Below are 22482 nucleotides of genomic sequence, written 5' to 3' on the forward strand. Positions count from 1 at the left end.
ATCTTTGACGACCGGATCTTCGGACAAGAAGAGTAGTGCGAAAGGAATTCCTGCCGACAGCACCAACTGGCTCAAAAAAATAGAGCCGTGAGAAACAATAGACAGAAGTTTTCGCTTGTCAGAATCAAAAGTGTCGTCCATATTAATAAATCCTTTCTCTCTACTTTCGAGCCAGGCACCAAGCTCCAGTTGAAATAGCACCGTACTCGCCATCTCTATATTAACGGCTATCGACTTATAGAGATTCTGGTTGAATTTCGTAAATACCGTCCGAACCGCAGCAGATAGATAGTAGCTGCTCTAAGCTAAACACTTATGAAATAAACACCTAAAATAAACACCTGAGCCCATGCAGCATTGAACTAGTAGGAACCCAAACCCATGCAAATGAAGCGCCTAGGCCACGTTGCCGTCTGTGTAGAAGATGTATCCAAAGCCGTCCAGTTCTACCAAAACTTAGGCATGAAAGTCGTTTGGCAAGATAGCGACTGGGCCTATCTCAAAGCTGGGAACGATGGCCTTGCCCTGATGAGCCCTGACTACGATCAGGCTGGGCCTCACTTCGGTTTTGTGTTCAACGACAGAGCTGACATCGATACTGCTTACGAAAAGCTCAAAGCCGATGGCGTCAAGGTTGGCAAGATCCACGACCACCGAGACGGCACCGCCTCTTTCTATGGTCGCGATCCTTTTGGCAACTGGTTCGAATACCTCTACGAGCCCGATGATCTATTTGATCAGGAATCTTCAAAAGAGGAAGCTGGTACAGTAGCAGCGCAGACTGCCTAGGTAAATTGCTTCAGTCACAGGCGATTCCAGTCTTCGCCATGTAATTCAAAGAACTTTAACCGTATGCTAGGAAAAGCAGATGAGTCGAGCCGTTGGCATAGAAAAGTTGACAGTGCTCACTTTGAAGCAACAGACTGGTCTGAAGCGTTCAGGCGATCATCGCTTCTTCTTTGAATGGCAAACCTCACTGCCAGAGCTAAACAATTTTGAAAAGACTCGCGCAGCACATGTCAAAGCTATCTACGAGAACTTTGAAGATCGCTCAGCCCTAGAAAATACAGTCAGTCTGACGGTCGTCTCTCCATTGTTGGATACTGTAGGGCTTTTCCTACCACCCTTCTATGTGGAGACAGAAAAGTCCGTTGAGATCATTGCAGAAGACGACGAACTCACTCTTAGAGGCCGACTGGACATTGTCATCATCAAAGACTCGCTTTGGGTACTGACCATCGAGTCAAAAAGAGCTGGATTTTCGCCTATCGTCGGCATTCCTCAAGTTCTGGCGTACATGCTGGCAGCATCAACAGCTCAAAAGACCCTCTACGGCATGGTCACTAACGGTAGACATTTTATCTTCCTCAAGCTAGACCGACAGGCAAGTAATGAACCTGTCTATGAACAATCAAAAGAGTTCATCATTGACCGAGATAACGACTTAGAGCTAACGCTAAGAGTGATCAAGCAAATTGCTGATGTTATCAGCCGCTAAACGACGGATTAGGTTAGGCGATCTTCGAGGGCGCGCGTAGGCATAGCCTTTTTTGTAAGCGGTATCCGCGCTAGCTGCGCCAATCTATCCAAGCCGCTCTATAGTCGTCGTTCTAGGATCGATAATCTTTTTACCGATCCCCGGAAAGTGAATCGCTAAACAGATCTTGTTGCCTGCACCAAAAATATGAGTGACTTTGCCTTCACCAAATGCCTTGTGGACGACGGATGCGCCAACGTTCCAGTCATTCTCGTGGGTGCCAGGCTTGTTTAGATTGGGCTGAGGGTTCTTGAGTTTGGCCTGGCGGGTGGTAGTCGTCCAGCGTTCGGGAAGAGCGCTAGGAACAGTGGTAAGAATGTAGTCGCGAGGTAGTTCGCTTAGGAAAATTGACGGGGTTGAAACTTCGCGCATGTGACCATAGGTGCGACGTTCACGAGCGTGAGAGATGAAGAGGCGATCTTGGGCTCTGGTGATGCCGACGTAGCAAAGGCGGCGTTCTTCTTCAATCGCAGCGGCGTCTTCTAAAGAACGAAAGCTAGGAAAAAGACCTTGCTCTAAGCCCACTAGAAAGACAACTGGAAATTCCAATCCTTTAGAAGCATGCAGCGTCATCAGGGTTACTTGATTGCCTTCATTACTGTCGTCTCTATCAGTGCTAAGCGAGGCGTTGGCAAGAAAAGTTAAGAGCGTCGCATCTTCGTTTTCTTCCTCAAATTGAACCACCGCGTTATAGAGTTCTTGAATATTTTCAATTCGAGTTTCGTCTTCTTCAGTCCCTTTGGCCTTCAAAGACTCAATGTAGCCAGTTTGCTCTAGCAGATCTTGAACCAGTTCAGAAGGACCAACAGAATCAACTCGCTCTTGCCAGCCTTTGATCATTTCGGCAAAGCCTGTGACTTTCTTGCCGGCTCTGCCTGCTAGGGTTTTAACAGAGGTTTCATCCTGAATAATTTCCCACAGAGAAACGCCGAGTTCGCTAGCCGCCTTCTCTAGGTTATCGAGTGTTGTCTTACCAATGCCGCGTCTGGGGGTGTTGATAATGCGCTTCAGACTGACACTGTCTGCTGGGTTTACAGCCAGACGCATGTAGGCAAGCATGTCTTTAATTTCGCGGCGATCATAAAATCGCAGGCCGCCCACAACCCGGTAGGGAATGCCAAAGCGGGTGAGGACTTCTTCCATCGCCCGCGACTGAGCATTGGTTCGATAGAGGACAGCAAAGTCTTGCCACTGTAGCTCAGGATTCTTTAGCTCTAGGTTGCGAATCTGACCGACAACATATTCAGCTTCCATCGCTTCGTTATCGGCGCGGTGACACAAGATAGAATCACCTTCTCCTCTAGTGGCACGAAGGATTTTGTCAATTCGCTCTGTATTATTTTCAATCAGATGATTGGCAACATCAAGAATGTTAGAAGTAGAGCGGTAGTTTTCTTCTAGTTTGACGAGGGTTTGGGTTTCGTCGTCGGTTAGGCCGTCGCCGAATTCTGACTGGAAACCCATCAGAATAGTGAAGTCGGCGGCACGGAAGGAGTAGATGCTTTGATCGGCATCGCCAACGACAAAAACGGAGCGGTTGTTCCAGTCTTCAAACCCTTTGCCTTTACCGTTAGTAGCCAGCAGCTGAATCAAATCGTATTGGGTGCGGTTGGTGTCTTGATATTCATCTACTAAGATGTGGCGAAAGCGACGGTGCCAGTAGTCTAGAACCTGCTCGTTTTGACGAAAGAGCTGGACCGGCATTCGGATCAAGTCGTCGAAGTCTAAGGCGTTGTTGGCAGATAGACCTTTTTGATAGAGACGGTAGACCTCAGCGATAGTGCGGCCTTTGAAATGAGGGTTCTCCTGTTCGTATTGGTCGGGGGTAAAGCCTTGGTTTTTGGCATTGCTGATGGCGAAGCGAACAGAACGGGGATTGAACTTGCGATCGTCTAGGTTTAGGCCGCTAATGACGATGCTTTTAACTAAGCTCTGCGCGTCAGATTCATCGAAGATAGAAAAGCTTTTAGTCCAGCGCTGGCCGTCAGCACTCTGGTATTTTTCGATGTCGTAGCGAAGAATGCGAGCACAGAGGGCATGAAAAGTGCCCACCCAAAGACCTTTGATGAAAGTTTTGTAGACATAAGAGCGCAGCTGAATTTGCTCGCGCTCTGGCAGCATATGAAAAGGTTTACCGTGGCGAGCGAGGGATTCTTGCTCGGCAAACAGCTTTTCAATGCGCTCTTTCATCTCGCGAGCCGCTTTGTTGGTGAAGGTGACCGCTAGGATATTCTCAGGATCTACTCGGTGATTGAGAATGAGGTTAGCGATGCGATAGGTGAGGGCGCGGGTTTTGCCTGAGCCAGCTCCAGCGACGACGAGTAAAGGTCCACAAAAATGCTCTACAGACTGACGCTGGGCAGGATTGAGCTGATTGAGGAAATCTACGGTAGTGACCATACTATTGGAGGAAGGCAAGTGGAGACTATTAAAAGAAGGCAAACGGAAAGAGGCAATTCGCTCTATTTAGTATGGCACTTGATACAAATCCCAGCGGGTTGAAATCCGTAAATAGTCGGGAATCTGAGGAGATGCTTAGACGACACGAGGAATGGATGCGGCGATCGCACGCCCTAGCCCAGGTCGCAGGCGCAGCCGGAGAAGTCCCAGTCGCGGCTATCATCGTCGGCCCAGACAATCAGATGATCGCCTCAGCCACCAATCGCAAAGAGCGCGATCAAGATCCCACTGCCCACGCAGAAGTTTTGGTAATTCGCGCGGCGGCCCAGCAGTTGGGCGACTGGCACCGCCTCAACCAATGCACGCTGTATGTGACGTTAGAGCCCTGTCCAATGTGCGCGGGTGCCATTATCCACGGGCGCTTGGGCTTGTTGGTATATGGCGCGAGCGATCCAAAAACAGGGGCCATTCGCTCTGTGCTAAATCTGCCAGATGGGCCTGGGTCTAATCACAAACTGGTCGTTGTCGACGGGGTTTTAGAGGCCGCTTGTAGGCAGCAGCTACAAGACTGGTTTAAGCAAAGACGGCTAGAAATCAAACGCCAGACCAAACACAAAAGTGTCAGTGAAGCCTCCAGGTGAAGGGAAGCGATCGCATATCTTGGGCCCAGCAGATCGATACATATCTACACACTGCCTGCCCACTCTAGGCTCTGGCTCACTCTAGGCTTATTCTTTCACACACTGCACACATGCTGATGAATTCTCCGATGGATATGGCAGTTCTTGCTGACCAGCAATGCCCAGCCGCAAAATCTCGTCCTGTAAAATCTCGTCTCTCGCCGTGGCTAGCACCGATTATGTATGCCATCGGTAAATGGCTAGTCTTACCGCTCTATTTCAGCCATATCAAAATCATCGGCGAAGAAAACATTCCTACCGAAGGGCCGGTCGTCTTGGCACCGACCCACCAGGCTCGCTGGGATTCGCTATTAGTCGGACTGCTAGGCCAAAGAGCAGGCCGCTATTTGAGATTTATGGTGACTGCTGACGAGTGTCTAGGGGTTCAAGGCTGGTTTATCCGACGGCTAGGTGGATTTCCTGTCCATGTCCGCAAGCCATCCGTCCAATCTTTGCGACACGGGGTTCAGCTTTTGCAAGAGAACGAAATGCTGGTGATCTATCCAGAGGGAAATATATTTCGCGATCGCATCAACCCACTCAAACCTGGGCTGGCTCGAATCGCCTTGCGCGCCGAATACAGTCGCCACAATCTGAACGTCAAAATCGTTCCTATCGTCCTAAAGTACAGCGATATCTGTCCAAAATGGCGCAGCAGCGTCACCATTCACATCGGCAAACCACTATCTGCCGCCAACTATAGAAAAGGCGGCAGCAAAGAACAGTCAAAACGATTAACCAATGACTTACAAAACTGCCTACAGACACTGAGTAGCCAAGACTAGGAGAGCCAAGACTAGGAGAGCCAAGACTAGGAGAGCCAAGACTAGGAGTAGCCGAGACTAGTAAAAACGGTCTAGGAACAGCTTGGGAATAGAGTTTCCATCACTAGATTCCTAGGACTAGCTCCCACTTTTTCAACTGGCCAACGCTGCCCGGCACATGATCGACGATCTGCAACTGCCAGCGTCCTGCCACCGAACTGTTCAACAATTGGCGTAGAGCAGGCGTACTGACCAAAGAATAAGTTCTTTGCAAACGAGTTTGACGGCCCAAGGTACGCCCTTGAACTAAAACCGTTTGACCTTGCGGCGAAATGAGCGTGAAGGTCAAATCACTGAGAAATTCATGCTCTGCTTGAATATAAACCTTGATATCTTGCAAAGCCCCTGATTCATTGACCACTACCGGGCTGACAATGCCTCTAGGATCGTCATCGGGAATTGAAAACTCTATGATATTTTCGGCGGTTAATGTCTTACTAAGGGTGCGCTTCGAGGCTGAACCACTCAACCCTTTTGCCTGCGCCGCTTGAACAGCTTTGAAGGCATTGACTTTTCCATAGCCAAACCAGAGCGAATGGCCGCTGCTGCTGTAGGTACCGTGCTTGCGATTGAGCTGTGGATCGGGCTGCTTATCAATAATTTTATCGGTCGTACGCTGCAAAATCTGCTTGACTTCTCTAGCGGTCAAATCGGGATTGACAGAAAGCATCAGCCCAACCACGCCTGCGACCAAAGGACAGGCGCTAGAAGTACCGCCAAAACCCGTGTAGTCGCTAGTGGTATAGCCTAGATCGCCTGTGCGATCGCTAGTCAGCACTACCCGCCCCGGCAAAGCGGTTTTGATCGGTGGCCCAGTGTCAAACTGGCCAGTCGATAAAGACATTGATGGCGGTGCATTATTACTAGGCGCGGCTACCGAGATATCGCGGCCCCAGTTACTGTAAGCGGCCTTGCGATTTAAGCTAGTACAGGCCGATACCGTAATCACATCGGGATGTACCGCAAAGCCGCAAAGCCACTTAGTTAGACCTCGCAGCACATTTTTAGGCCAGCCAGCTTCTTCGATCTGGCCTTTAACCGGTCGATTGGCATTACCCGCCGAAAAAAGGACAACGCACCCCTTTCCATCCCGGCCCTGAGTCGCTGCTTTCCTAATCACCTGACTAATTCGTCTCGACAGGCCAAAGTAAGTAGAGGCAGGTGACCAGCTACAGGAAATCACGTCTGCGCCCTGTTCAATTGCCCAGCTAAACAGTCGCTCAATAGAGACATCATCTAAATAGCCAGTGGTCTGAATCGGCATCAGACTACAGCCAGGCGCAATGCCAACAATCCCGGCCCCGGTTTCCTCAGCTAGGGCAACGCCCGCAACTGCCGTTCCGTGATTTTCGCTTTTGTCTGTAGCGGGCGTGGGCAGACCGTCACTATTTTTGAAGTCTCTAGGCGCGACTAGCTTACCGGCTCCCTGCAAGTCTGGGTGGGATAGATCAAAAGCATCATCGGCGATCGCAATGGTGATCGAACGACTACCCCGAGTAATATCCCACGCTTTTTCGGCAAAAACATGTGAGCCAGACGCTAGATCGCGGCCCCCTCGATGGTGGAGATACCACTGTTGAGGATAGCGGTCGTCGGTAGGTCGGTATAGAGGCGCGATCGCCATAATAATATTCGGCTCAGCCAGCAAAACCTGCGGTTGGCGCTTGAGATGATTCGCAATCTTCAAAGGATTCTGACGAGCCGCTGGGCCCACTTTGAAACTGTGGGTATTGCCATCGCCCACAATCGGCTGCAGCCGAACGATGCCAACAGCGCGCGCAATTTCCTCAATCTGATCGATGGGCAAGTCATCTACGAACTGCACAGTAAGCTGATTGCTCAAGTAGGCATACGCTCTAGGGCTCACGACCAGTTCGTATACATGGCTAGCATAGACAATCGCATCGAGCGATCGCAGTTCAGCCAGCGCCGCTTCTAAATCAGCAGGATCTAGCTGCCATTCTAATAACCATTCTATTTGGCCATTCTGGCCATCTCGATCAGGGCTAGCACGTTCAGCACTGGGTGTGATGTTCTTAACTTGCTCTGGTCGCCACCGAGCCGAGAGTTCGCTAATTTCACTGGCATCCACCGTGCCATCAACCCTCTCGAAAGACCAGCAAAACGATAGCCGGTCCTTCAACTTTCGCAGCTGCAGCTCTTCACCGCCCCGCTGCAAAATTACGCCCTCTTGCCCCGGCAGCACGCCCATTCCACCATTAGCAGACTGAGCCATGGGCTGGTCTATTGAGAAAGATTCTGATCGACTCATAAAATCTACGAACCTTAAACCTTACGTTCTAAAGCGGTTTATCACATCCGCGCAGCTTGGTACAAATTATTCAGTACAGATTATTTGGTGCAAATCATCGAAGACCGATCGCTTCGCCAAACCATCGCAATCCGCTTAGCACTCAATCCACTTAGGCAAGAGTCACATAAAAGGGCGACAACAGAGAACACGATGTCTTAATCTAGGTTAAATCAATCGCAGTAAGCTGGACATTTATGCCGCTTCCTTACACCATGGTTTTCAACTTTAAAGCTTTTATTTCTAGCGTTTCTCCCAAAGCCACTGCTTCGATGGCTGCGCTATCAACTATCGGTGCGATCGCGCTCCCTACAGCTCTGCCATTGGCAGCTCAGGCTCAGATGTCAGATGCAGTCAATCCAGATGCCGACACGCAGCCGACGACTACCATGCCAACAGTGACTCGCGCCATAGAAGAGGCCAATAGCCCAATTGGAATCGCAGCGGGTCAATCGCTTATGAGTGAAGCCGAAGTTGCTATCAGCGATCAGAACTATACGCTAGCAGCCACAAAACTGCTCGAAGCTCGCCAAGCGCTCAACGACGTCTCTACTCATTACCAAAGCCTGTCTAGTGTATTCATCGGACTAGACAGCCGCGTGAACCAAGACTTGCGATCGCTCGCCCTAGAATCAGCGCAGGTTCGTGATCAGGCCAGCTACCAGCTCGCGGTCGTCTACCGGGCGCAAAATCGCCCTGACCTTGCCGTTCCCTTACTTGTAGAAGTCGTCAAAAGTCAACAGCCTACCCGTGGCCTTGGGCAGCAAGCCTACCAGCAGCTCTATGAACTGGGCTTTGTAGGCGTTGCCTATAACGCACCTAGCTAGGCAAAAGGTTTACTCGAAGTCAAACACAAAAAGCATAAGGATTGCGGCGTAAAAGGATTACGGCATAATAAGTAGGTTAATCTTTATTGACCTAAAAACTTACAGGAGACGCAGATGATCAGCCCTGACCAGGTAGAAGCGATGATTAAGGCCGGTCTGCCAGATGCCAACGTCGCCGTACAAGACCTCACTGGCGGTGGTGACCACTATCAGGTTGCCGTCGTGTCTGGCGCTTTTGAAGGGCTCAGTTTAGTCAAGCGACACCAGCTCGTCTATCAGGCGGTGAACACGGCAATGTCCTCAGAAGCTATTCACGCGCTTTCTTTGGATACTAAGACACCTAACGAAGTAGCCGTGTGAAGCGGCATAAAGTAGCGACATGAAATGGCAGCGATTAGCTAAGTCAGCGACTACAATGCATACACGCAGGCTCCAAAATGGTCTGAAAGACTCACTTCACAGCACTGTAATATCACTCAAAAAATCAACTCAAAAAGGTAGCGATGTCTCCAGAAACTAAAGCCAGAATCGACACCCTAATCGAAGAGAACAAAATCATGGTGTTCATGAAAGGCACTAAGCTTATGCCTCAGTGCGGCTTCTCTAACAACGTTGTTCAAATTCTCAATACGCTAGGTGCTCCTTATGAGACTACAGACGTATTAGCCGATTCAGAGATCCGTCAGGGCATCAAAGAGTATTCCAACTGGCCCACTATTCCCCAAGTCTATATCAATGGCGAGTTTATTGGTGGTTCAGACATCTTGATCAACATGTATAACGAAGGCAACTTGCAAGAAACAGTAGAAGTTGCTCTAGCTTCTTAAGACAGCTGAAAGATGACTGACATTGAAAAGCTGGATAGGTTGCTTCTAGAGGGGGAGCTTATCTCAGTTTTCATCTGTCGGGTTTTCATTTTGAGAAAGCGCGTTCTCGATGAGGCTTTCACCTCATCGAGAACGCGCTTTTTTCTATGTTCTACTGCTATAAAGACAAAAGACCTATCAAGAAGAACTACCTAGAAGACCCGTTTAGCTGAGGTGCCACTTTCAAAGGCAGTAAATTGTCAATTGGTTACATCCCAAAAGCCCTGTTGCATTCTTTAAACACCCAACATTACTTCGCTCAGGCTGCTGACAAGGTTGCTTTGATAGCGTTCTACTAATAGTAATCTGTCTCAACCTCAGGCTGAGCAACAACGAAGTTTGAAGTGTCGTATAAGAAGCGAAGACTCTCCTGTTCTAGCTGATTAATTAAGTACGATTCAATCGCACCGGAGTGACGCAAAGACGTGATGTAGCCTTCCAAATAGAGTCTGAGTTCATCAGAACGATACCCTTTGTGCCAGTAGTCAACGAGCGTATCAGTAATCCGCTGGTAGTAACGGATTGTTCTAGCGTCCTGCAGCATTAGCTTTGTCGTCCTCAAGTACTGAACAAAAGCGTCGAAGTAAACATCTCAACTATCAAAAGACCTTGACGTGTGCTTATGGAGACTATTCCTTACATTTTATCAGGTCAAATCGGCCTGAACCAATTAGAAACAACAGATATTGTGCCTCTATAGAGGGATTTTGTTCTCGTAACTTCGATTACAGAACTAAAAAAACGGCTCTGATACTGTTCTTGTCATAAGAAACCTGTAGTCAGCGGCATTGAGTTCGCTGTTCCTGTTGTGAACGATATCGTCAAGACGAGTATTCAAGTTATCGAGAGCAATCCTAATTTGCGTTCTTTGCTCAGTTGGAATTTGCAGCAGGCAGGATACCAGGTACAGCAGTGTACCGATATGGTCTCAGCTAGAGATAACTTTCAGGCCCAACAGCCTAATTTGGTTGTACTAGAAGCAGAATTTAGCGGTGGACAAGGCATTCAGCTCTGTCACTGGCTCAGAAATCAAAGCTACCCACTTATTCTCATGCTGTCGGCTCGGATTACTGAGACTGATGTGGTTACCGGGCTGTCGGCTGGGGCAGACGACTATTTAAAAAAGCCTTTTGGGATGAAGGAGTTTTTAGCGCGAGTAGAGTCGCTCACCCGGCGTAGTCGCCATACTACGACACCTTTAGCTGTAGACTATGGCGATCTACATATCGATTTAGTGCAAAGGCGGGTGCGGTACAAGGGCGATTTTATCGATCTCACGCCGCAGGAATTCAGCCTACTGTATGTACTAACTCAGGCAGAGGGAGAACCGCTAAGTCGAATTGACTTGCTGCGGCGTGCTTGGCCAGATGCGATTGACAATCCGCGTACAGTGGATACGCATGTGCTGTCCCTGCGTAAGAAGATCGAGGTCGATCCGCGCCACCCAGATCTTATTCAAACGGTTCGCAATGTCGGCTATCAGATTTGCGTCGGGCAAATTAGCGCATCGCCTCTAGAGATGATGGCGATCGCACATGGAAAACCAGCATAAACTCTTGTTCGAGGGTCGTGTTTTCTAGGACTCATTTATTGAAGCTACAGTCTAACTGTATACAACTTAGAACTACAGACAACTTAAGAAGGCTAAAGACGCTTAAAAGGCATGAACTATCAATTCCAGTTTGCTTGCTCCTTCTTTTCTTCGTCGACTAGTTGATGGTGCAATTGAAGCCAGTCGACATCCCTAGCGGCTGCATCTTTAATCAATCGGCCATTGTCTATCTGCCACAGGCGATTCGCATGTCTAGAGACTAGCTCTATCTGGTGATTAGCCATCACAATAGCCAGTTCATTCTGACGGGTGAGTTCAGCTAGGCGAGTAAGCAAAAATTCGCTGTAGCCAACGTCTTGGGCTGAAGTAGGCTCGTCTAGCAACAGAACTTTAGGCTGTGTGATTAGGGCGCGGGCGATCGCCACTCGCTGCCGCTGACCTAGTGATAAATGCACCGTAGTTCGATCCATCCAAGCTGCTGGAATCTTGAGTCGCTCCGACCACAGATCCACACTTTGTTTGATCTTTGCCATAGGTTGATTTCTCAGCCGCAGTGGATAGCCCAAAGTGGATTCCACTGTCATCTCCAGCAGGCGGCTTTCTTGCGTAACTAAAGCGACCTGACGCCGCAGAGAAATCACCGAGACCCGGCGAATATCTTTATCCTCAAATCGAATCTGACCGCTACTCGCTTCGGCTAAGCGATTCATCAACCGCAGCAGGCTGGTTTTCCCAGAACCCGACGGCCCCACCAAGGCAACAAAATCTCCTATCTCTAGAGAGAAAGTTATCTCCTTGAGAATCTCGACAATGCCAGCCGTCGCTCTCATGGTCACGCGATCAAATGTCAAAACGCTCACGAATATTCAATCCTTCCGCCTAAAAGACAGGCGTAAAGCTGCTGGCCGTCGTGATTGTCCAGATATCCACCAGCAGTAAGACCGCCGTCAGCCCTAGCAAAATAACGTACATCCAGGGTTGAGCAAGAGGCTTGACATCGCGAGCATCGACACTTGTTTTCGCTTCCACGTGCCGTACCAAGCGAGCAAACCCAACTACTCGCATTGGCAGCAGATATGCTCGGTCCTGCGCCTGGCTAAGAAAGTAATACACGATGCCACCTTGGCCAGTCGAACGCGGCTTTAGCGCCGTAATCTCATCCCACCGCAGTGTCCAACCCTGCCGACCAAATGCTCTGACCAGAGCTGGATAGGTCACAGCAATGCTCTCTTCATCGATAAGTACTCGTTCGCTCAAACCACTCCATAAGGCGATCGCGCCAATCACAAACCCGATCCAGATCAAACTAGGCGAAACTGGCGCATTCGTCGCCTTAGCAAGAAACGGCAGAGGAATCACCAGCGCAATGTACAAAGACGTTAGGGTGAGCTGAATCAAAGGAGAAATTTTGAAGCTATCTTGAGTGGGTAAAGAATCAGAGGCCATAGCTTAAGTCGATAAATCTAGGACAAGCGGAGCTAGTAGCATCGCCTATCCAAATAGGCCATACAGGAAAATAACACACCTTCGCTCGTATCCTTTCGGCCATACGAGAGCCGTGCTCAAAAACACTAGAGATACTTTTGAACAACACTCCAACCAGAAGCAGTGACAGCGACAAAGGCAAAAAGCAGAACCGCATTAAGGCTGAGATGCAGCGTTCTAGCCCAAGGTCGTTCAGGGTTGATTCGCGTCGCACTCCACGCCGATACCAGCGTTACTACCACCACAAACAGTCCAGCGGGCAGATGTAGCGAATGACCTAAGTGACCAAATTCGCCTAGAGTACCAATAATACCAATCGATAACAGTAGCAGAACTAGCAGCACCATCAAGATGCCCGTCGTAAAATGCACAGAGCGCAACCAGCTGGGACGACGTAACCGCTGGTCCAGGCGCTGGTCTGAACGAGTGTAAAACAAGCCTGCTCCACTAATAGCTAACAGTAAGTAGGCCGTTATAGAAAACCCCATCGACCAAGCCGCTATTCTCCAGAGCCAGATAAACGAGGGAAGATCCACGGACTTGTCCTTTTCTAGTAGGTCACTTTAAAGGCATATCACCTCACTAAGCAAACTCTACTGAAAATCACGCTGTTCTGTCACGTCTCTTCGGTGTGGACTTCTTAGTATACGTTTCAGCAGATACCTCTATCCTAGGCCCAATATTAGAAGCCCAGCCTAGCGACATCGAGCTTCGAAACTCGTCAAAAAATATTTGCGGATTTGTTTGCAGATTAAGTATCTACGCACTTACCTATGTACTCAAGGAGGCTTCTAAACCTTTTTCTGGTTTGCTTTCAGAAGTGAACAAAGGAGAAGGTGCGGCCTCATCGCTATCTGGCTGAATCGCCAGTCCCTGACAATCAATCGTATCGGACAAGATAGCGCTTGCCATCATGCCGGTATGAATCTCTAGTTTTGCAGTAGGAACCGCTTCGAATAAAAGCCGCTGACCAGGAAACACGACGCGCTCAAAGTACCAATCAGGTACATTCGTAATACGTGCCACCTGGATTTTGCTAGTCACATTTACGTAGCAGCAAAGGATAACAGCAGCGTCGTCAGACGGAAGAGGATCGATAATTTGAGCCATGGTTTAGAACGGGAGGAAATTGTCTGAAGCACTTCACACTTAGCGAGGCTAACACCTGGAAAATAAGATGACTGTAATAACGACTACCAAGCTAAGGTATTTATTGGGATCGCCTGATATTAAGGCTTTGCACAGTTAGAAAGCGACTATACACACATGTGTTTTTGTAACGTTTTCTCCAAGTCATAAACGAGATTGGTAATAGCTAAATCAACCGTACAAAGGTAAATACTTACTAACCGCAGCACCGCTTCAAAACTGCTTCTACTATCTCAACCTTATGGAACCGCTTAACAAACTTTTAATAAGAAGATATTAGAACCATATTGCTATAGATCTTAACTACAAAGCTACTTTGCTTCATCTGTCAATTGAATCAATTAATTAGCAACAAACTACAGCTTTGCTAAAAGCCAGCCGCTACACGAATTTATCGACCACAAAAAATCGAAATAGATTCTTTTGGTGACGTTCTATAAAGCCCTTTAGGAGATCTAAATCACTCGAAGAATGATCGTAGCCCGAAGTCGGTGCTATCGTAAAGATATGTGAAAAACCTGAGAGCTAATTACTGGCGACTTCCCCGGCACTGACCGTGAGGCATCCTCCCCTTTGCTTACTATGAAAGACCGCATTCTCTACGTTCGACTCCCTTGCAACCCCATCTTTCCTATTGGCGTTGTCTACCTGGCCGATCATGTACACAAGTGCTTTCCAGCAGTAGAGCAGCAAATTTTCGACATGGGTACAGTTCCTCCACTTGACTTTACTCGGGCTTTAGACAGTCGCATCGACAGCTTTCAACCTACCCTCCTCGTTTTCTCGTGGCGAGACATCCAGATTTATGCACCTGTCGGTGGCAGAGGGGGTAACCCGCTACAAAACGCCTTTGAATTTGCCTACGCCACTAACCCATTAATTAAATTACGTGGGGCTATTGGCGGAGCTCGTATGACCGCCACCTATTTAGCCGAGCTGCGCCGAAACGAGAAACTCGTTAAGCGAGGGTTAAAGCGAGCTCAAAGGCACCAGCCTGATGCGAAAGTTGTAATCGGTGGCGGTGCAGTTAGCGTGTTCTATGAGCAAATGCCGCAGATGTTGCCAGAAGGAGCAATTGTCTCAGTTGGAGAGGGCGAAACCTTGCTAGAGAAGCTATTACGGGGCGAAGACTTCTCTCAAGAGCGCTGTTACATCGTCGGCGAAGAACCTCGAGAACGGCTGATTCATGAGCAGCCTATCCCTATCGAAAAATCGGCCTGTGATTACGACTACATTGAGGCGATGTGGCCAGAGTTTGAATACTATCTGCAAGAGCAGGACTTCTACATTGGCGTACAAACTAAGCGGGGCTGTCCCCACAATTGCTGCTACTGCATCTACACAGTGGTCGAAGGCAAACAGGTGCGAATCAACCCCGCCGACGAAGTCGTCAAGGAAATGCGGCAGCTATATGATCGAGGCATTCGCAAGTTTTGGTTCACGGATGCCCAGTTTATTCCGGCTAGGCGCTACATAGATGATGCAGTTGAGCTACTAGAAAAGGTTCAAGCCTCAGGCATGACTGATATCAACTGGGCGGCCTATATCAGAGCAGATAATCTAACGCCTCGGCTGTGTGAGCTGATGGTAGCAACGGGCATGAACTATTTTGAAATTGGCATCACCAGCGGATCTCAAGAGCTAGTTCGAAAGATGCGAATGGGTTACAACCTGAAAACCGTCTTGCAAAACTGTCGGGATCTAAAAGCTGCTGGATTTGACGATTTTGTCTCGGTCAACTACTCGTTCAATGTAATCGACGAGCGCAACGAGACCATTAGACAAACTATTGCCTACCACCGTGAGTTAGAAGATATCTTTGGAGCTGACAAAGTAGAGCCAGCCATATTCTTCATCGGTTTGCAACCACACACGCACCTAGAAGAATACGCCTTTAAGAACAACATCTTAAAGCGGGGTTACAATCCGCTGGCAATCTACCTTCCCTGGGTTGCACTAAAGCTATTGTGGAATCCTGGTAGGCTAGGAGCCTATTTTGGAGAGGTGTGTCTAGCAGCAATGAAAGAAACGCCTAACGATTTTGGCCGAGGCGTCATGGACATCTTGGAAAGACAGCTAGGTCGGGCACCGCTAGCAGAAGCGCTCAGCGCACCTGTGAAAACACCAAGCCGTGCCTTAGCTGAGGTATCATCTTAGTAGAGGCTTAAGTTAGCTAGCTAGCAGATGAACAGACAGATAGGTTGACTGCTTAACCTACGCTGGAGTAATTAATTAAGTTTGACAAGTTTGACGAAGGTTTTAGTAAGGTCTGTGTAAGGGCATGTTGGCGGGTTCCATTCTTCAAAAGTTGATGCAAGAGCGTCGTAGCACCGACGGTTCAGACCGTGGTATACCGGCCAAGACGGGTGAGAATCTCTCACAGGAATCGGGGCCGCAAGAGCCGCAAACTTCTGGTCGTACGCCGCTTAACTTTGGAGTGTATTACAAAAACACTTTGGTGGCTCTATGCCATGCCTTAGAAGACGCGGTGCTAGCAACAAAAACTTCGCCTTTGATGGTGACTGCTTTCCAAAAGGGGAAGTGGTATTTGCAAGAGGCAGATCGATACGCAGACTTAGCAGATACCGCTGATAAGATTGTGATTCTAGCTGCGCCCGGTGCGGGATTTAGAGAGCATCCAACGGGCGATCGCGACAATGTAGAGCTAGTAGATTTAAGCGTAGACGATCCGGTCTCTGAAGAGTGGCACTTGATGATTATGAGTTCTAGGTACAGCGCGATGGTGCTATGCCAAGAGCTTACAGAAGACGAATATGGACCAGAGGGTAAGCCGGAAAACGACTTGGAGCGTAAGTTTTATGGGTTCTGGACCTTTGATCCGGCTCTGGTGAAAGAGACAATTGCGATTACCGCTGATCACGTTGGTCGGTACAGCACTCAGCTAAAAGCGGATCTAGAAGAGCGCCTAGCTGATATAGATACACAGGCCGCCTCTAAGACAGGCGAGGTGGGCAACGTTGTCATGCGGGTCGTAGATTATCTAAAGGGCGGCGATCGCCAGGTTGAGGCAACAGAAACCTTCAAGTTTGCAGGCGCACTGAGTCAAAACCTAGTGTCCAATGAGCTTCAGGCTTATCTACGAATGGCGCAGCTAGCCGATCTAGCAGATATTACCAATCCACTGGCCGCTGCTGAAGTAGCCTCCTTGTGTGAAATGATGGGTCAGTTTTTGGATCTGCCAGTGTGGCAGATGCAGAGATTGCGTCTAGCTAGCCTACTACACCGAATTGCACCCGCTCAGCTAGAATCTGGAGCGATGGATTCCGAGGGTGATAGCTGCCCACTCAATCCTGGCGCTCAGACCTTAAGAGTGCTGCCAAGACTGCGGGCGATCGCACAAATTATTGCTCACCAGCATGAGTGGTGGAATGGCACAGGGCAGCCAGCCGGACTTGCCGGCGATAACATTCCTGTCGAAGCTAGAACCTTGGGACTTGTTGCGGCCTTTCAGCATGCTGTCGCCCACCGTCGACATAAAGATGAACAGAGAGCCTCACCCTCGGCAAAAAACGAATGGCAATACGTAGCAGATGCCTTTGCCGACTGTAAAGCTCAATCAGGTGAACGTTGGGATCCAAAGCTGGTAGAGATACTGAGCTTCCTTGTCAGCGGACTACAGCAGGGTCTGAGCCTTCCCTCCATTCCACTGAAGATGACCCTGAGCACAGGTATAATTGATTCAGACGTAGTCGACTCTTGGCCCACCTATCAGCCTTTAGAAACACCCACCTCCAAATAGACATACACAGACTTACCGCCTAGAATCAATACTCATGAGTCAAGCCATCGACATCGACGCTATCCGTATAGGTAAGCTAAAGCAATTGAGCGGTGCCAGGATAGACGATGCCGAGCTTTCTGGTTGCGATCTATCTGGCGTGCAACTGTCAGGAGCTATCCTATCTGGCAGCAACTTGAGCCGAGCTAATCTTAACCAGGCCCGTTTAGAAGGGAGTAACTTAGTCGGCGCGGATCTGTCTGGCGCGGACCTGCGGGCAAACCTGTGGGGTGCAAACTTGATGCAGTGCAATCTGACTGGCGCAGACCTGCGTGGTGCCAATCTACGGGGTGCGAACTTGATGGGAGCAAATTTGACGGGCGCTAGCTTGACAGGTGCTTTTTTGAGCGGAGCAACACTAGTGGGCTGCAACCTTAAAAGTGCTGATATTAGAGGTGCAGATTTGCGTGGCGCTAACATCAGTGATAGCAATATGAAAGGTGCAGATCTGTCTAGAGCAGACTTGCAAGGAGCTACGCTTACTGAAGCTAATCTAGAAGAGGCTAACCTGCAGGAGACAAACTTCACAGGTGCGTCACTGGCTAGGGCCAATCTTCTCTGTGCATATCTAGAAGGTGCAATTACAACAGGAGCAGACTTGACTGGAGCCTGTAAGACAGGAACGCTTTTAGACCTGTAACATCTCCATTCAAAGCCGGACATCAACAGCTATGTTTGATCGCTTAGCAGTGTTCTCATAGCACCAAAAACTACAACAGATAGAAGAATACCACTGCCAAAAGAGAGCTGAGGCTGTTCACAGTCCGTTCTTTCAATAGCTGCTTGTTAACAATACTTGCTGTGTCAGTTGAGCATGATTACGTACTGCAACAAATCTCTATCAGTTGAAACGCGATCTATCCAGAGATAACTGTCAGGAACAGACCAACTCTCAAGAGCCTAATCTCTTCAACCGCCTGAGTGATAACTATCTCTATCTTTTTGCTCAAAAACTATATAAAGAAACGGCACCTTCTGTTTAAGCGCGCGCGCTTCGTGCGTGAATTTACAGTCGAGCGATCCTAAATAAACCTACACTAATGCTAAGGTTTAGTCATTAGATAAGAGCGGCGTGATTCGCGAGGGTGCTTCTTTCGAAGCTTCAAAAATGTACCAGTGCCAATATAAATTGTGGCACTAGTACATATAGTAATTTGCAAATTATTAGGAGCTAACAAATCTAAGCTTTTTCTTGATTTGGTAGGGTCAAGTACGTGGAAGCTTATCAACCCTTTTGACGCCTGAAAACTCACAAGCTTCTGCTTAGACTACAGTTTGCGAACTGTCTCATACGTAACAATTACTTCTGCCGTTGTTGTACGTATCAGTAAACCATGATCGTAAGTATAATAAGCTGCCGGAGCATCCGACAAATTACTGTGTCTTCATATTGTCATACAAAGCCATACGTAGATTTCAACGATATTACATGCTATGTACCCAAGACATGTCATAACCTATATGAGCGAGGCTACAGCTATGAGCGAGGCTACAGCTTTATGACTATTGAGTTACAACGTATACATTCGATTCAGGTGCACGAGTAGGAAGTAGGACAAGAAAGGTATGAAAATTGCTTTAGTGCATGACTATCTCAATCAAAGAGGAGGCGCGGAAAGAGTATTTGAGATGTTCTGCAATCATTTTCCAGACGCTGATGTTTACACCTCCGTCTACGATCCCAAAAGCACTATAGAACTGCGAAATCGTCTGGTAAAAACAACTTTTTTACAGAACGTGCCAGGTGCAAAGCGCTATTTCCGCCTGTTTGCTCCACTGTACTTCCCAGCATTTCGAGCGCTCGATCTCGAGGCTTATGATCTGATTATCAGTAGTTCTTCTAGCTTCGCAAAAGCTGTTAGAAAGCGCCCAGGGGCTCGTCATATCTGCTTCTGCCATAACGTTTCTAGATTTTTATGGGATACCGAAACGTATCTCGGTGGGTATCAAGAGTTCGAAGCTTTCGAACCTTTCTTAAAGCTTGTTTTCAGCTATATGAAGAGGCAAGATATTACCTACGCAGGAGAACCAGATATCTATGTGGCAAACTCAACAACGGTTGCTAAACGCATTCGCAGCATATATAGAAAGAAGGTGCTGACAATCAACTATCCGATCAACGATGACTGCTTTACATTTTGTGAGCAAAAGGAAGACTTCTATCTTGTTTCTTCCAGATTGCTAAGCTATAAGCGCGTAGATATCATTGTAGAAGCCTTCAATCAGCTAGGCTGGCCTTTACGTATCATCGGTAGCGGCCCGGAGCGACAAAGACTGGAGACCAAATCCGCTAGCAATATACAGTTCTTAGGCCATGTCAGCGACGACGCTCGAAGACAGCTATTCTCAAAGGCTAAGTCTGTTGTCGTTGCAGCTTTAGAAGACTATGGATTAGTCCCGGTCGAGGCGAACTTCAGTGGGACGCCTGTCATCGCCTTTGGCGCAGGTGGCGCTTTAGACACTCAGGTATCTGGCAAGACAGGAATTCTTTTTCACGAGCAAACTGCAGCATCTTTACGGTCGGCGCTAGTAGAGGCGCAGTCCGTAGAATGGGACTACGTCGCTATTCAGCAACACGCAAAAGAAAGATTCACGCGAGGGGCTTTCTTCAAGAAAGTGGATCAAATGGTCACTAACTTGGACACGTTCCTAGAGGAAACAGCGCAGGCTAGTATGTCTGCAGAGTCCTATGCATCAATGCGCTATTAGTTAGGCATTCTATAAATGAACCGTTAGTTAGGCATTCTGTAGATGGAAATGGATCAAGTTTATCAAAAGGGCAATATGGTTCAGCCTGTAGAGCAGGAGTTTGGGTATGTTCAGCTTCTCAACATCTTAGTCAGAAGGGGCTGGTGGGTACTAGGTACGTTTAGCCTTGCTCTGATAGGAGCACTGCTCTTTACGCTTACTAGAGATCCAATTTACCAAAGCTCGATGCAAATGATCATTGAGCCCAATTTTGAAGAAGAGCTAGATCCTGCAGAGTTAGATGATAGACCTTCACAGCGCCAAAGGGAAGAAAACTACGCCACTCAGCTTAATCTGATGCGTAGTAGAGAGCTTTTACAAAGAGCAGTCGATTCACTAAGAGATGCTTACCCAGAGCTGACGCCTCAAGAGGTAAGAAGTTCTTTGAGCCTGTCGCCTATTCAAGAAGGTGGTGATGAGACCCGTATTGTCGGTATTGTCTATACTGACACTGATCCCGTCAGAGCCGAGCGCGTCTTAGAAGCGCTGCAAGCAGTCTACTTAAGCTATGCACTAGAGCGTCAGGAGCAGCTTCTCAACCAGGGATTGGGCGCTATTGATAATCAGTTTGAAGAGGCTAGGCGGAGCCTGTCCTCTTCGCAGTCAAGACTAAAAGAATTTCGACAAAACCAAGACATTATCGATCCAGAGCGGCAAGCAACAGTAGTTACCGATTCGTTGAATCGAATCTTATCTGAGCAGCAAGCTCTAGAAACTCAATATCAAGAGGCGCTTGCTAGATATACGACCTTGCGCGAACAGATTGCGCTGTCTGAGGATAGTGCGATCGCAGCAGCTAGATTGAGTCAGTCGGCTCGATTTCAGACGCTACTTAACGCGCTTCAGCAAACAGAACTTGCCCTAGCAGAACGTCGGGTCATCTATTCAGATGCTGACTTAGGTGTACAGGGTCTAATAGCTCAACGACAGAATCAACTAGAGCTGCTAAGACAAGAAGCAGAGCGTGTACTTGGCAGTAGTGCTGCTGGAATTGCTTCAGCCGAGAGGCTCCAGGACTTTGGCCAGCTCAGTGCATTAGACTTAAACTTGGTTCAAGATTTAGCCCAAACAGAAAGTTCGCTAGAGGGTATATCCGCTCGTCGAGCCAGCTTAGCGCAAGCTGAGCAAGAGGCCCGAGCAGAACTAGATCAGTTCCCAGAGCTAATCGATAGCTACAACCGCCTACAGCCTGAGGTAGAAACTCGGCAGGCTGTTTTAGAGCAACTCTTGAGGCAGCGAGAATTACTCAGCTCACAATTAGCCAGAGGTGGTTTCAACTGGCAGGTTGTGGCGAACCCGTTTCTAGGCGTGAAGATAGGGCCAGATCACCGTAGAAACATGCTGTTAGGCGCTGTGGTTGGATTAGTTTTAGGAGGAACGGTCGCCTTTATTCGTGAAGCTTTAGATGAAGTGATTCGAGCCCCGGAAGATATACAGCGCTTAGGTACAGTTCCTCTACTAGGTGTTTTATCTGAAAACAAGACGCCAGACTTTACGAGAACGGCAGGCTCGGCCCCTACTTATCGACACAATCAAGATCGTTTAGAATCTGACTACTGGCTTTCCCTGCGAGATTCGCTAGATCTAATCTACAAGAGCGTCAAACTTTACCAGTCTGATGCAGCAAAGTCTTTAGCTGTTGCTGCGACTCGCTCTTCCGCAAGTTCCTCAACATTAGCCGTAGGGCTAGCCCTAAGTGCAGCTCGTATTGGGCAGCGCGTAATCATCGTCGATGCAAACTTACGATCTTCTACACTTCAAGAAAGGTTCAATTTTCCTGACGGACGAGGGCTTGCCGCACTATTAGACCAGCCTGCTACCAAGCTAGTTCCTGTTTCAACTACGCTACTTGGAACCTCTATCGACGTGCTACCAACAACGCTCGAGGCCGACGATTCTATGAAGATATTATCATCACCACGTTTCCGTGTCCTTATCGAAGCTTTGGAAAAGCGGTACGATCTCGTTATCCTCGACTCACCCCCAGTCCTAGGAACTGCAGATGTTCTAGAGATTGCAGCCAATTGCAACAACCTAGTTTTAGTAGCTCAACTGAACCAGACTACCGAGCAGGAGCTTCAAGATTCATTGTCCATATTAAGCCGAGTAGATAACTTAACAGGGATTGTAGCAAGTGATGTACCCCATCCGGTTATGAGTAGTGTTGATACAGATGCTCCGCATTTGGGCGAAGTAACCTCTCAGTCAACTGAGCTATCGCTAAACTAGACAGGCTGTTTTTTACGCTACTTTTACGCTACTTTTTGGATTGCTATGAGATTTTGGGTTTAAGACTAGACTCAT

General features: G+C 48.3%; 20 protein-coding genes. 13 read left to right on the forward strand and 7 right to left on the reverse strand.

The window, feature by feature from the left end:
- The first annotated feature begins 381 nt into the window (after positions 1 to 381).
- Positions 382 to 789 (forward strand): VOC family protein, encoded by a 408-nt coding sequence (locus tag IQ256_RS19405; protein ID WP_193857209.1) that lies wholly within the window; start codon positions 382 to 384, stop codon positions 787 to 789.
- A 79-nt stretch (positions 790 to 868) separates the two neighbouring features.
- Positions 869 to 1498, forward strand: a complete 630-nt coding sequence (locus IQ256_RS19410) for a restriction endonuclease subunit R (RefSeq protein WP_193857210.1) — start codon at positions 869 to 871, stop codon at positions 1496 to 1498.
- Between the two features lie 84 nt (positions 1499 to 1582).
- On the opposite strand, the gene pcrA is transcribed toward IQ256_RS19410, so the two are convergent.
- Positions 1583 to 3937, reverse strand: a complete 2355-nt coding sequence (gene pcrA / locus IQ256_RS19415) for a DNA helicase PcrA (protein WP_193857211.1) — start codon at positions 3935 to 3937, stop codon at positions 1583 to 1585.
- Positions 3938 to 4008: 71 nt separating this feature from the next.
- On the opposite strand from pcrA, the gene tadA reads away from it, so the two are divergent.
- Entirely contained in the window at positions 4009 to 4578 is a 570-nt protein-coding gene (tadA, locus tag IQ256_RS19420; RefSeq protein ID WP_370623495.1) for a tRNA adenosine(34) deaminase TadA, read from the forward strand.
- A gap of 116 nt (positions 4579 to 4694) precedes the next feature.
- Positions 4695 to 5402, forward strand: a complete 708-nt coding sequence (locus IQ256_RS19425) for a 1-acyl-sn-glycerol-3-phosphate acyltransferase (protein ID WP_228025078.1) — start codon at positions 4695 to 4697, stop codon at positions 5400 to 5402.
- A 103-nt stretch (positions 5403 to 5505) separates the two neighbouring features.
- On the opposite strand, the gene IQ256_RS19430 is transcribed toward IQ256_RS19425, so the two are convergent.
- Positions 5506 to 7713, reverse strand: a complete 2208-nt coding sequence (locus tag IQ256_RS19430) for a S8 family serine peptidase (protein ID WP_228025079.1) — start codon at positions 7711 to 7713, stop codon at positions 5506 to 5508.
- A 254-nt stretch (positions 7714 to 7967) separates the two neighbouring features.
- Between IQ256_RS19430 and IQ256_RS19435 the strand changes: the two genes are divergently transcribed.
- The 3 genes from IQ256_RS19435 (at position 7968) to grxD (ending at position 9406) form a co-directional block, all read left to right on the forward strand.
- The gene (locus tag IQ256_RS19435) at positions 7968 to 8579 is read left to right on the forward strand and encodes a hypothetical protein (protein ID WP_193857234.1); all 612 of its coding nucleotides are present in this window, start codon (positions 7968 to 7970) and stop codon (positions 8577 to 8579) included.
- A gap of 114 nt (positions 8580 to 8693) precedes the next feature.
- Positions 8694 to 8939, forward strand: coding sequence for a BolA family protein (locus IQ256_RS19440; protein WP_193857212.1), 246 nt, complete (start codon positions 8694 to 8696; stop codon positions 8937 to 8939).
- Positions 8940 to 9082: 143 nt separating this feature from the next.
- Positions 9083 to 9406 (forward strand): Grx4 family monothiol glutaredoxin, encoded by a 324-nt coding sequence (gene grxD, locus IQ256_RS19445; RefSeq protein ID WP_193857213.1) that lies wholly within the window; start codon positions 9083 to 9085, stop codon positions 9404 to 9406.
- A 334-nt stretch (positions 9407 to 9740) separates the two neighbouring features.
- On the opposite strand, the gene IQ256_RS19450 is transcribed toward grxD, so the two are convergent.
- Complete coding sequence (locus tag IQ256_RS19450; RefSeq protein ID WP_193857214.1) at positions 9741 to 9989, reverse strand: DUF6761 family protein; 249 nt, start codon at positions 9987 to 9989, stop codon at positions 9741 to 9743.
- Between the two features lie 264 nt (positions 9990 to 10253).
- Here IQ256_RS19450 and IQ256_RS19455 point away from each other — a divergent pair, with 264 nt between their 5' ends.
- A complete protein-coding gene (locus tag IQ256_RS19455) occupies positions 10254 to 10997 on the forward strand; it encodes a response regulator transcription factor (protein WP_193857215.1) in 744 nt (247 codons plus the stop codon).
- Positions 10998 to 11116: 119 nt separating this feature from the next.
- Here the strand turns inward: IQ256_RS19455 and IQ256_RS19460 are convergent, their stop codons facing one another.
- The 4 genes from IQ256_RS19460 to IQ256_RS19475 form a co-directional block, all read right to left on the reverse strand.
- The gene (locus tag IQ256_RS19460; protein ID WP_193857216.1) at positions 11117 to 11857 is read right to left on the reverse strand and encodes an ATP-binding cassette domain-containing protein; all 741 of its coding nucleotides are present in this window, start codon (positions 11855 to 11857) and stop codon (positions 11117 to 11119) included.
- Between the two features lie 19 nt (positions 11858 to 11876).
- Positions 11877 to 12443, reverse strand: coding sequence for a hypothetical protein (locus tag IQ256_RS19465; protein WP_193857217.1), 567 nt, complete (start codon positions 12441 to 12443; stop codon positions 11877 to 11879).
- A gap of 125 nt (positions 12444 to 12568) precedes the next feature.
- On the reverse strand, positions 12569 to 13018 hold the full coding sequence (locus IQ256_RS19470) for a DUF4079 domain-containing protein (protein ID WP_193857218.1): 450 nt from the start codon (positions 13016 to 13018) through the stop codon (positions 12569 to 12571).
- A gap of 235 nt (positions 13019 to 13253) precedes the next feature.
- Positions 13254 to 13592: a DUF1830 domain-containing protein gene (locus IQ256_RS19475; RefSeq protein WP_193857219.1), complete on the reverse strand. Its 339-nt coding sequence runs from the start codon at positions 13590 to 13592 to the stop codon at positions 13254 to 13256.
- Positions 13593 to 14213: 621 nt separating this feature from the next.
- Here IQ256_RS19475 and IQ256_RS19480 point away from each other — a divergent pair.
- The 5 genes from IQ256_RS19480 (at position 14214) to IQ256_RS19500 (ending at position 22407) form a co-directional block, all read left to right on the forward strand.
- Positions 14214 to 15788: a photosystem II high light acclimation radical SAM protein gene (locus IQ256_RS19480; protein ID WP_193857220.1), complete on the forward strand. Its 1575-nt coding sequence runs from the start codon at positions 14214 to 14216 to the stop codon at positions 15786 to 15788.
- A 154-nt stretch (positions 15789 to 15942) separates the two neighbouring features.
- The gene (locus tag IQ256_RS19485; protein WP_228025080.1) at positions 15943 to 17391 is read left to right on the forward strand and encodes a DICT sensory domain-containing protein; all 1449 of its coding nucleotides are present in this window, start codon (positions 15943 to 15945) and stop codon (positions 17389 to 17391) included.
- 34 nt (positions 17392 to 17425) lie between these two features.
- The gene (locus IQ256_RS19490) at positions 17426 to 18070 is read left to right on the forward strand and encodes a pentapeptide repeat-containing protein (RefSeq protein ID WP_193857222.1); all 645 of its coding nucleotides are present in this window, start codon (positions 17426 to 17428) and stop codon (positions 18068 to 18070) included.
- Between the two features lie 926 nt (positions 18071 to 18996).
- Complete coding sequence (locus IQ256_RS19495) at positions 18997 to 20139, forward strand: glycosyltransferase (protein ID WP_193857223.1); 1143 nt, start codon at positions 18997 to 18999, stop codon at positions 20137 to 20139.
- 42 nt (positions 20140 to 20181) lie between these two features.
- On the forward strand, positions 20182 to 22407 hold the full coding sequence (locus tag IQ256_RS19500) for a polysaccharide biosynthesis tyrosine autokinase (protein WP_193857224.1): 2226 nt from the start codon (positions 20182 to 20184) through the stop codon (positions 22405 to 22407).
- The last annotated feature ends 75 nt before the right edge of the window (positions 22408 to 22482 follow it).

Origin of the sequence: cf. Phormidesmis sp. LEGE 11477 (genome assembly GCF_015207105.1) — a bacterium.
Lineage (GTDB): Bacteria > Cyanobacteriota > Cyanobacteriia > Phormidesmidales > Phormidesmidaceae > Phormidesmis.

What these genes read in the sequence shown, in the direction of transcription:
- tadA (WP_370623495.1), top strand. Translation starts at nt 4,009, where the DNA reads ATGGCACTTGATACAAATCCCAGCGGGTTGAAATCCGTAAATAGTCGG.
- IQ256_RS19500 (WP_193857224.1), top strand. Translation starts at nt 20,182, where the DNA reads ATGGAAATGGATCAAGTTTATCAAAAGGGCAATATGGTTCAGCCTGTA.
- IQ256_RS19485 (WP_228025080.1), top strand. Translation starts at nt 15,943, where the DNA reads ATGCAAGAGCGTCGTAGCACCGACGGTTCAGACCGTGGTATACCGGCC.
- IQ256_RS19475 (WP_193857219.1), bottom strand. Translation starts at nt 13,592, where the DNA reads ATGGCTCAAATTATCGATCCTCTTCCGTCTGACGACGCTGCTGTTATC.
- IQ256_RS19430 (WP_228025079.1), bottom strand. Translation starts at nt 7,713, where the DNA reads ATGAGTCGATCAGAATCTTTCTCAATAGACCAGCCCATGGCTCAGTCT.
- pcrA (WP_193857211.1), bottom strand. Translation starts at nt 3,937, where the DNA reads ATGGTCACTACCGTAGATTTCCTCAATCAGCTCAATCCTGCCCAGCGT.
- IQ256_RS19405 (WP_193857209.1), top strand. Translation starts at nt 382, where the DNA reads ATGCAAATGAAGCGCCTAGGCCACGTTGCCGTCTGTGTAGAAGATGTA.
- IQ256_RS19495 (WP_193857223.1), top strand. Translation starts at nt 18,997, where the DNA reads ATGAAAATTGCTTTAGTGCATGACTATCTCAATCAAAGAGGAGGCGCG.
- IQ256_RS19425 (WP_228025078.1), top strand. Translation starts at nt 4,695, where the DNA reads ATGAATTCTCCGATGGATATGGCAGTTCTTGCTGACCAGCAATGCCCA.
- IQ256_RS19465 (WP_193857217.1), bottom strand. Translation starts at nt 12,443, where the DNA reads ATGGCCTCTGATTCTTTACCCACTCAAGATAGCTTCAAAATTTCTCCT.
- IQ256_RS19480 (WP_193857220.1), top strand. Translation starts at nt 14,214, where the DNA reads ATGAAAGACCGCATTCTCTACGTTCGACTCCCTTGCAACCCCATCTTT.
- IQ256_RS19435 (WP_193857234.1), top strand. Translation starts at nt 7,968, where the DNA reads ATGGTTTTCAACTTTAAAGCTTTTATTTCTAGCGTTTCTCCCAAAGCC.
- IQ256_RS19440 (WP_193857212.1), top strand. Translation starts at nt 8,694, where the DNA reads ATGATCAGCCCTGACCAGGTAGAAGCGATGATTAAGGCCGGTCTGCCA.
- IQ256_RS19490 (WP_193857222.1), top strand. Translation starts at nt 17,426, where the DNA reads ATGAGTCAAGCCATCGACATCGACGCTATCCGTATAGGTAAGCTAAAG.
- grxD (WP_193857213.1), top strand. Translation starts at nt 9,083, where the DNA reads ATGTCTCCAGAAACTAAAGCCAGAATCGACACCCTAATCGAAGAGAAC.
- IQ256_RS19450 (WP_193857214.1), bottom strand. Translation starts at nt 9,989, where the DNA reads ATGCTGCAGGACGCTAGAACAATCCGTTACTACCAGCGGATTACTGAT.
- IQ256_RS19410 (WP_193857210.1), top strand. Translation starts at nt 869, where the DNA reads ATGAGTCGAGCCGTTGGCATAGAAAAGTTGACAGTGCTCACTTTGAAG.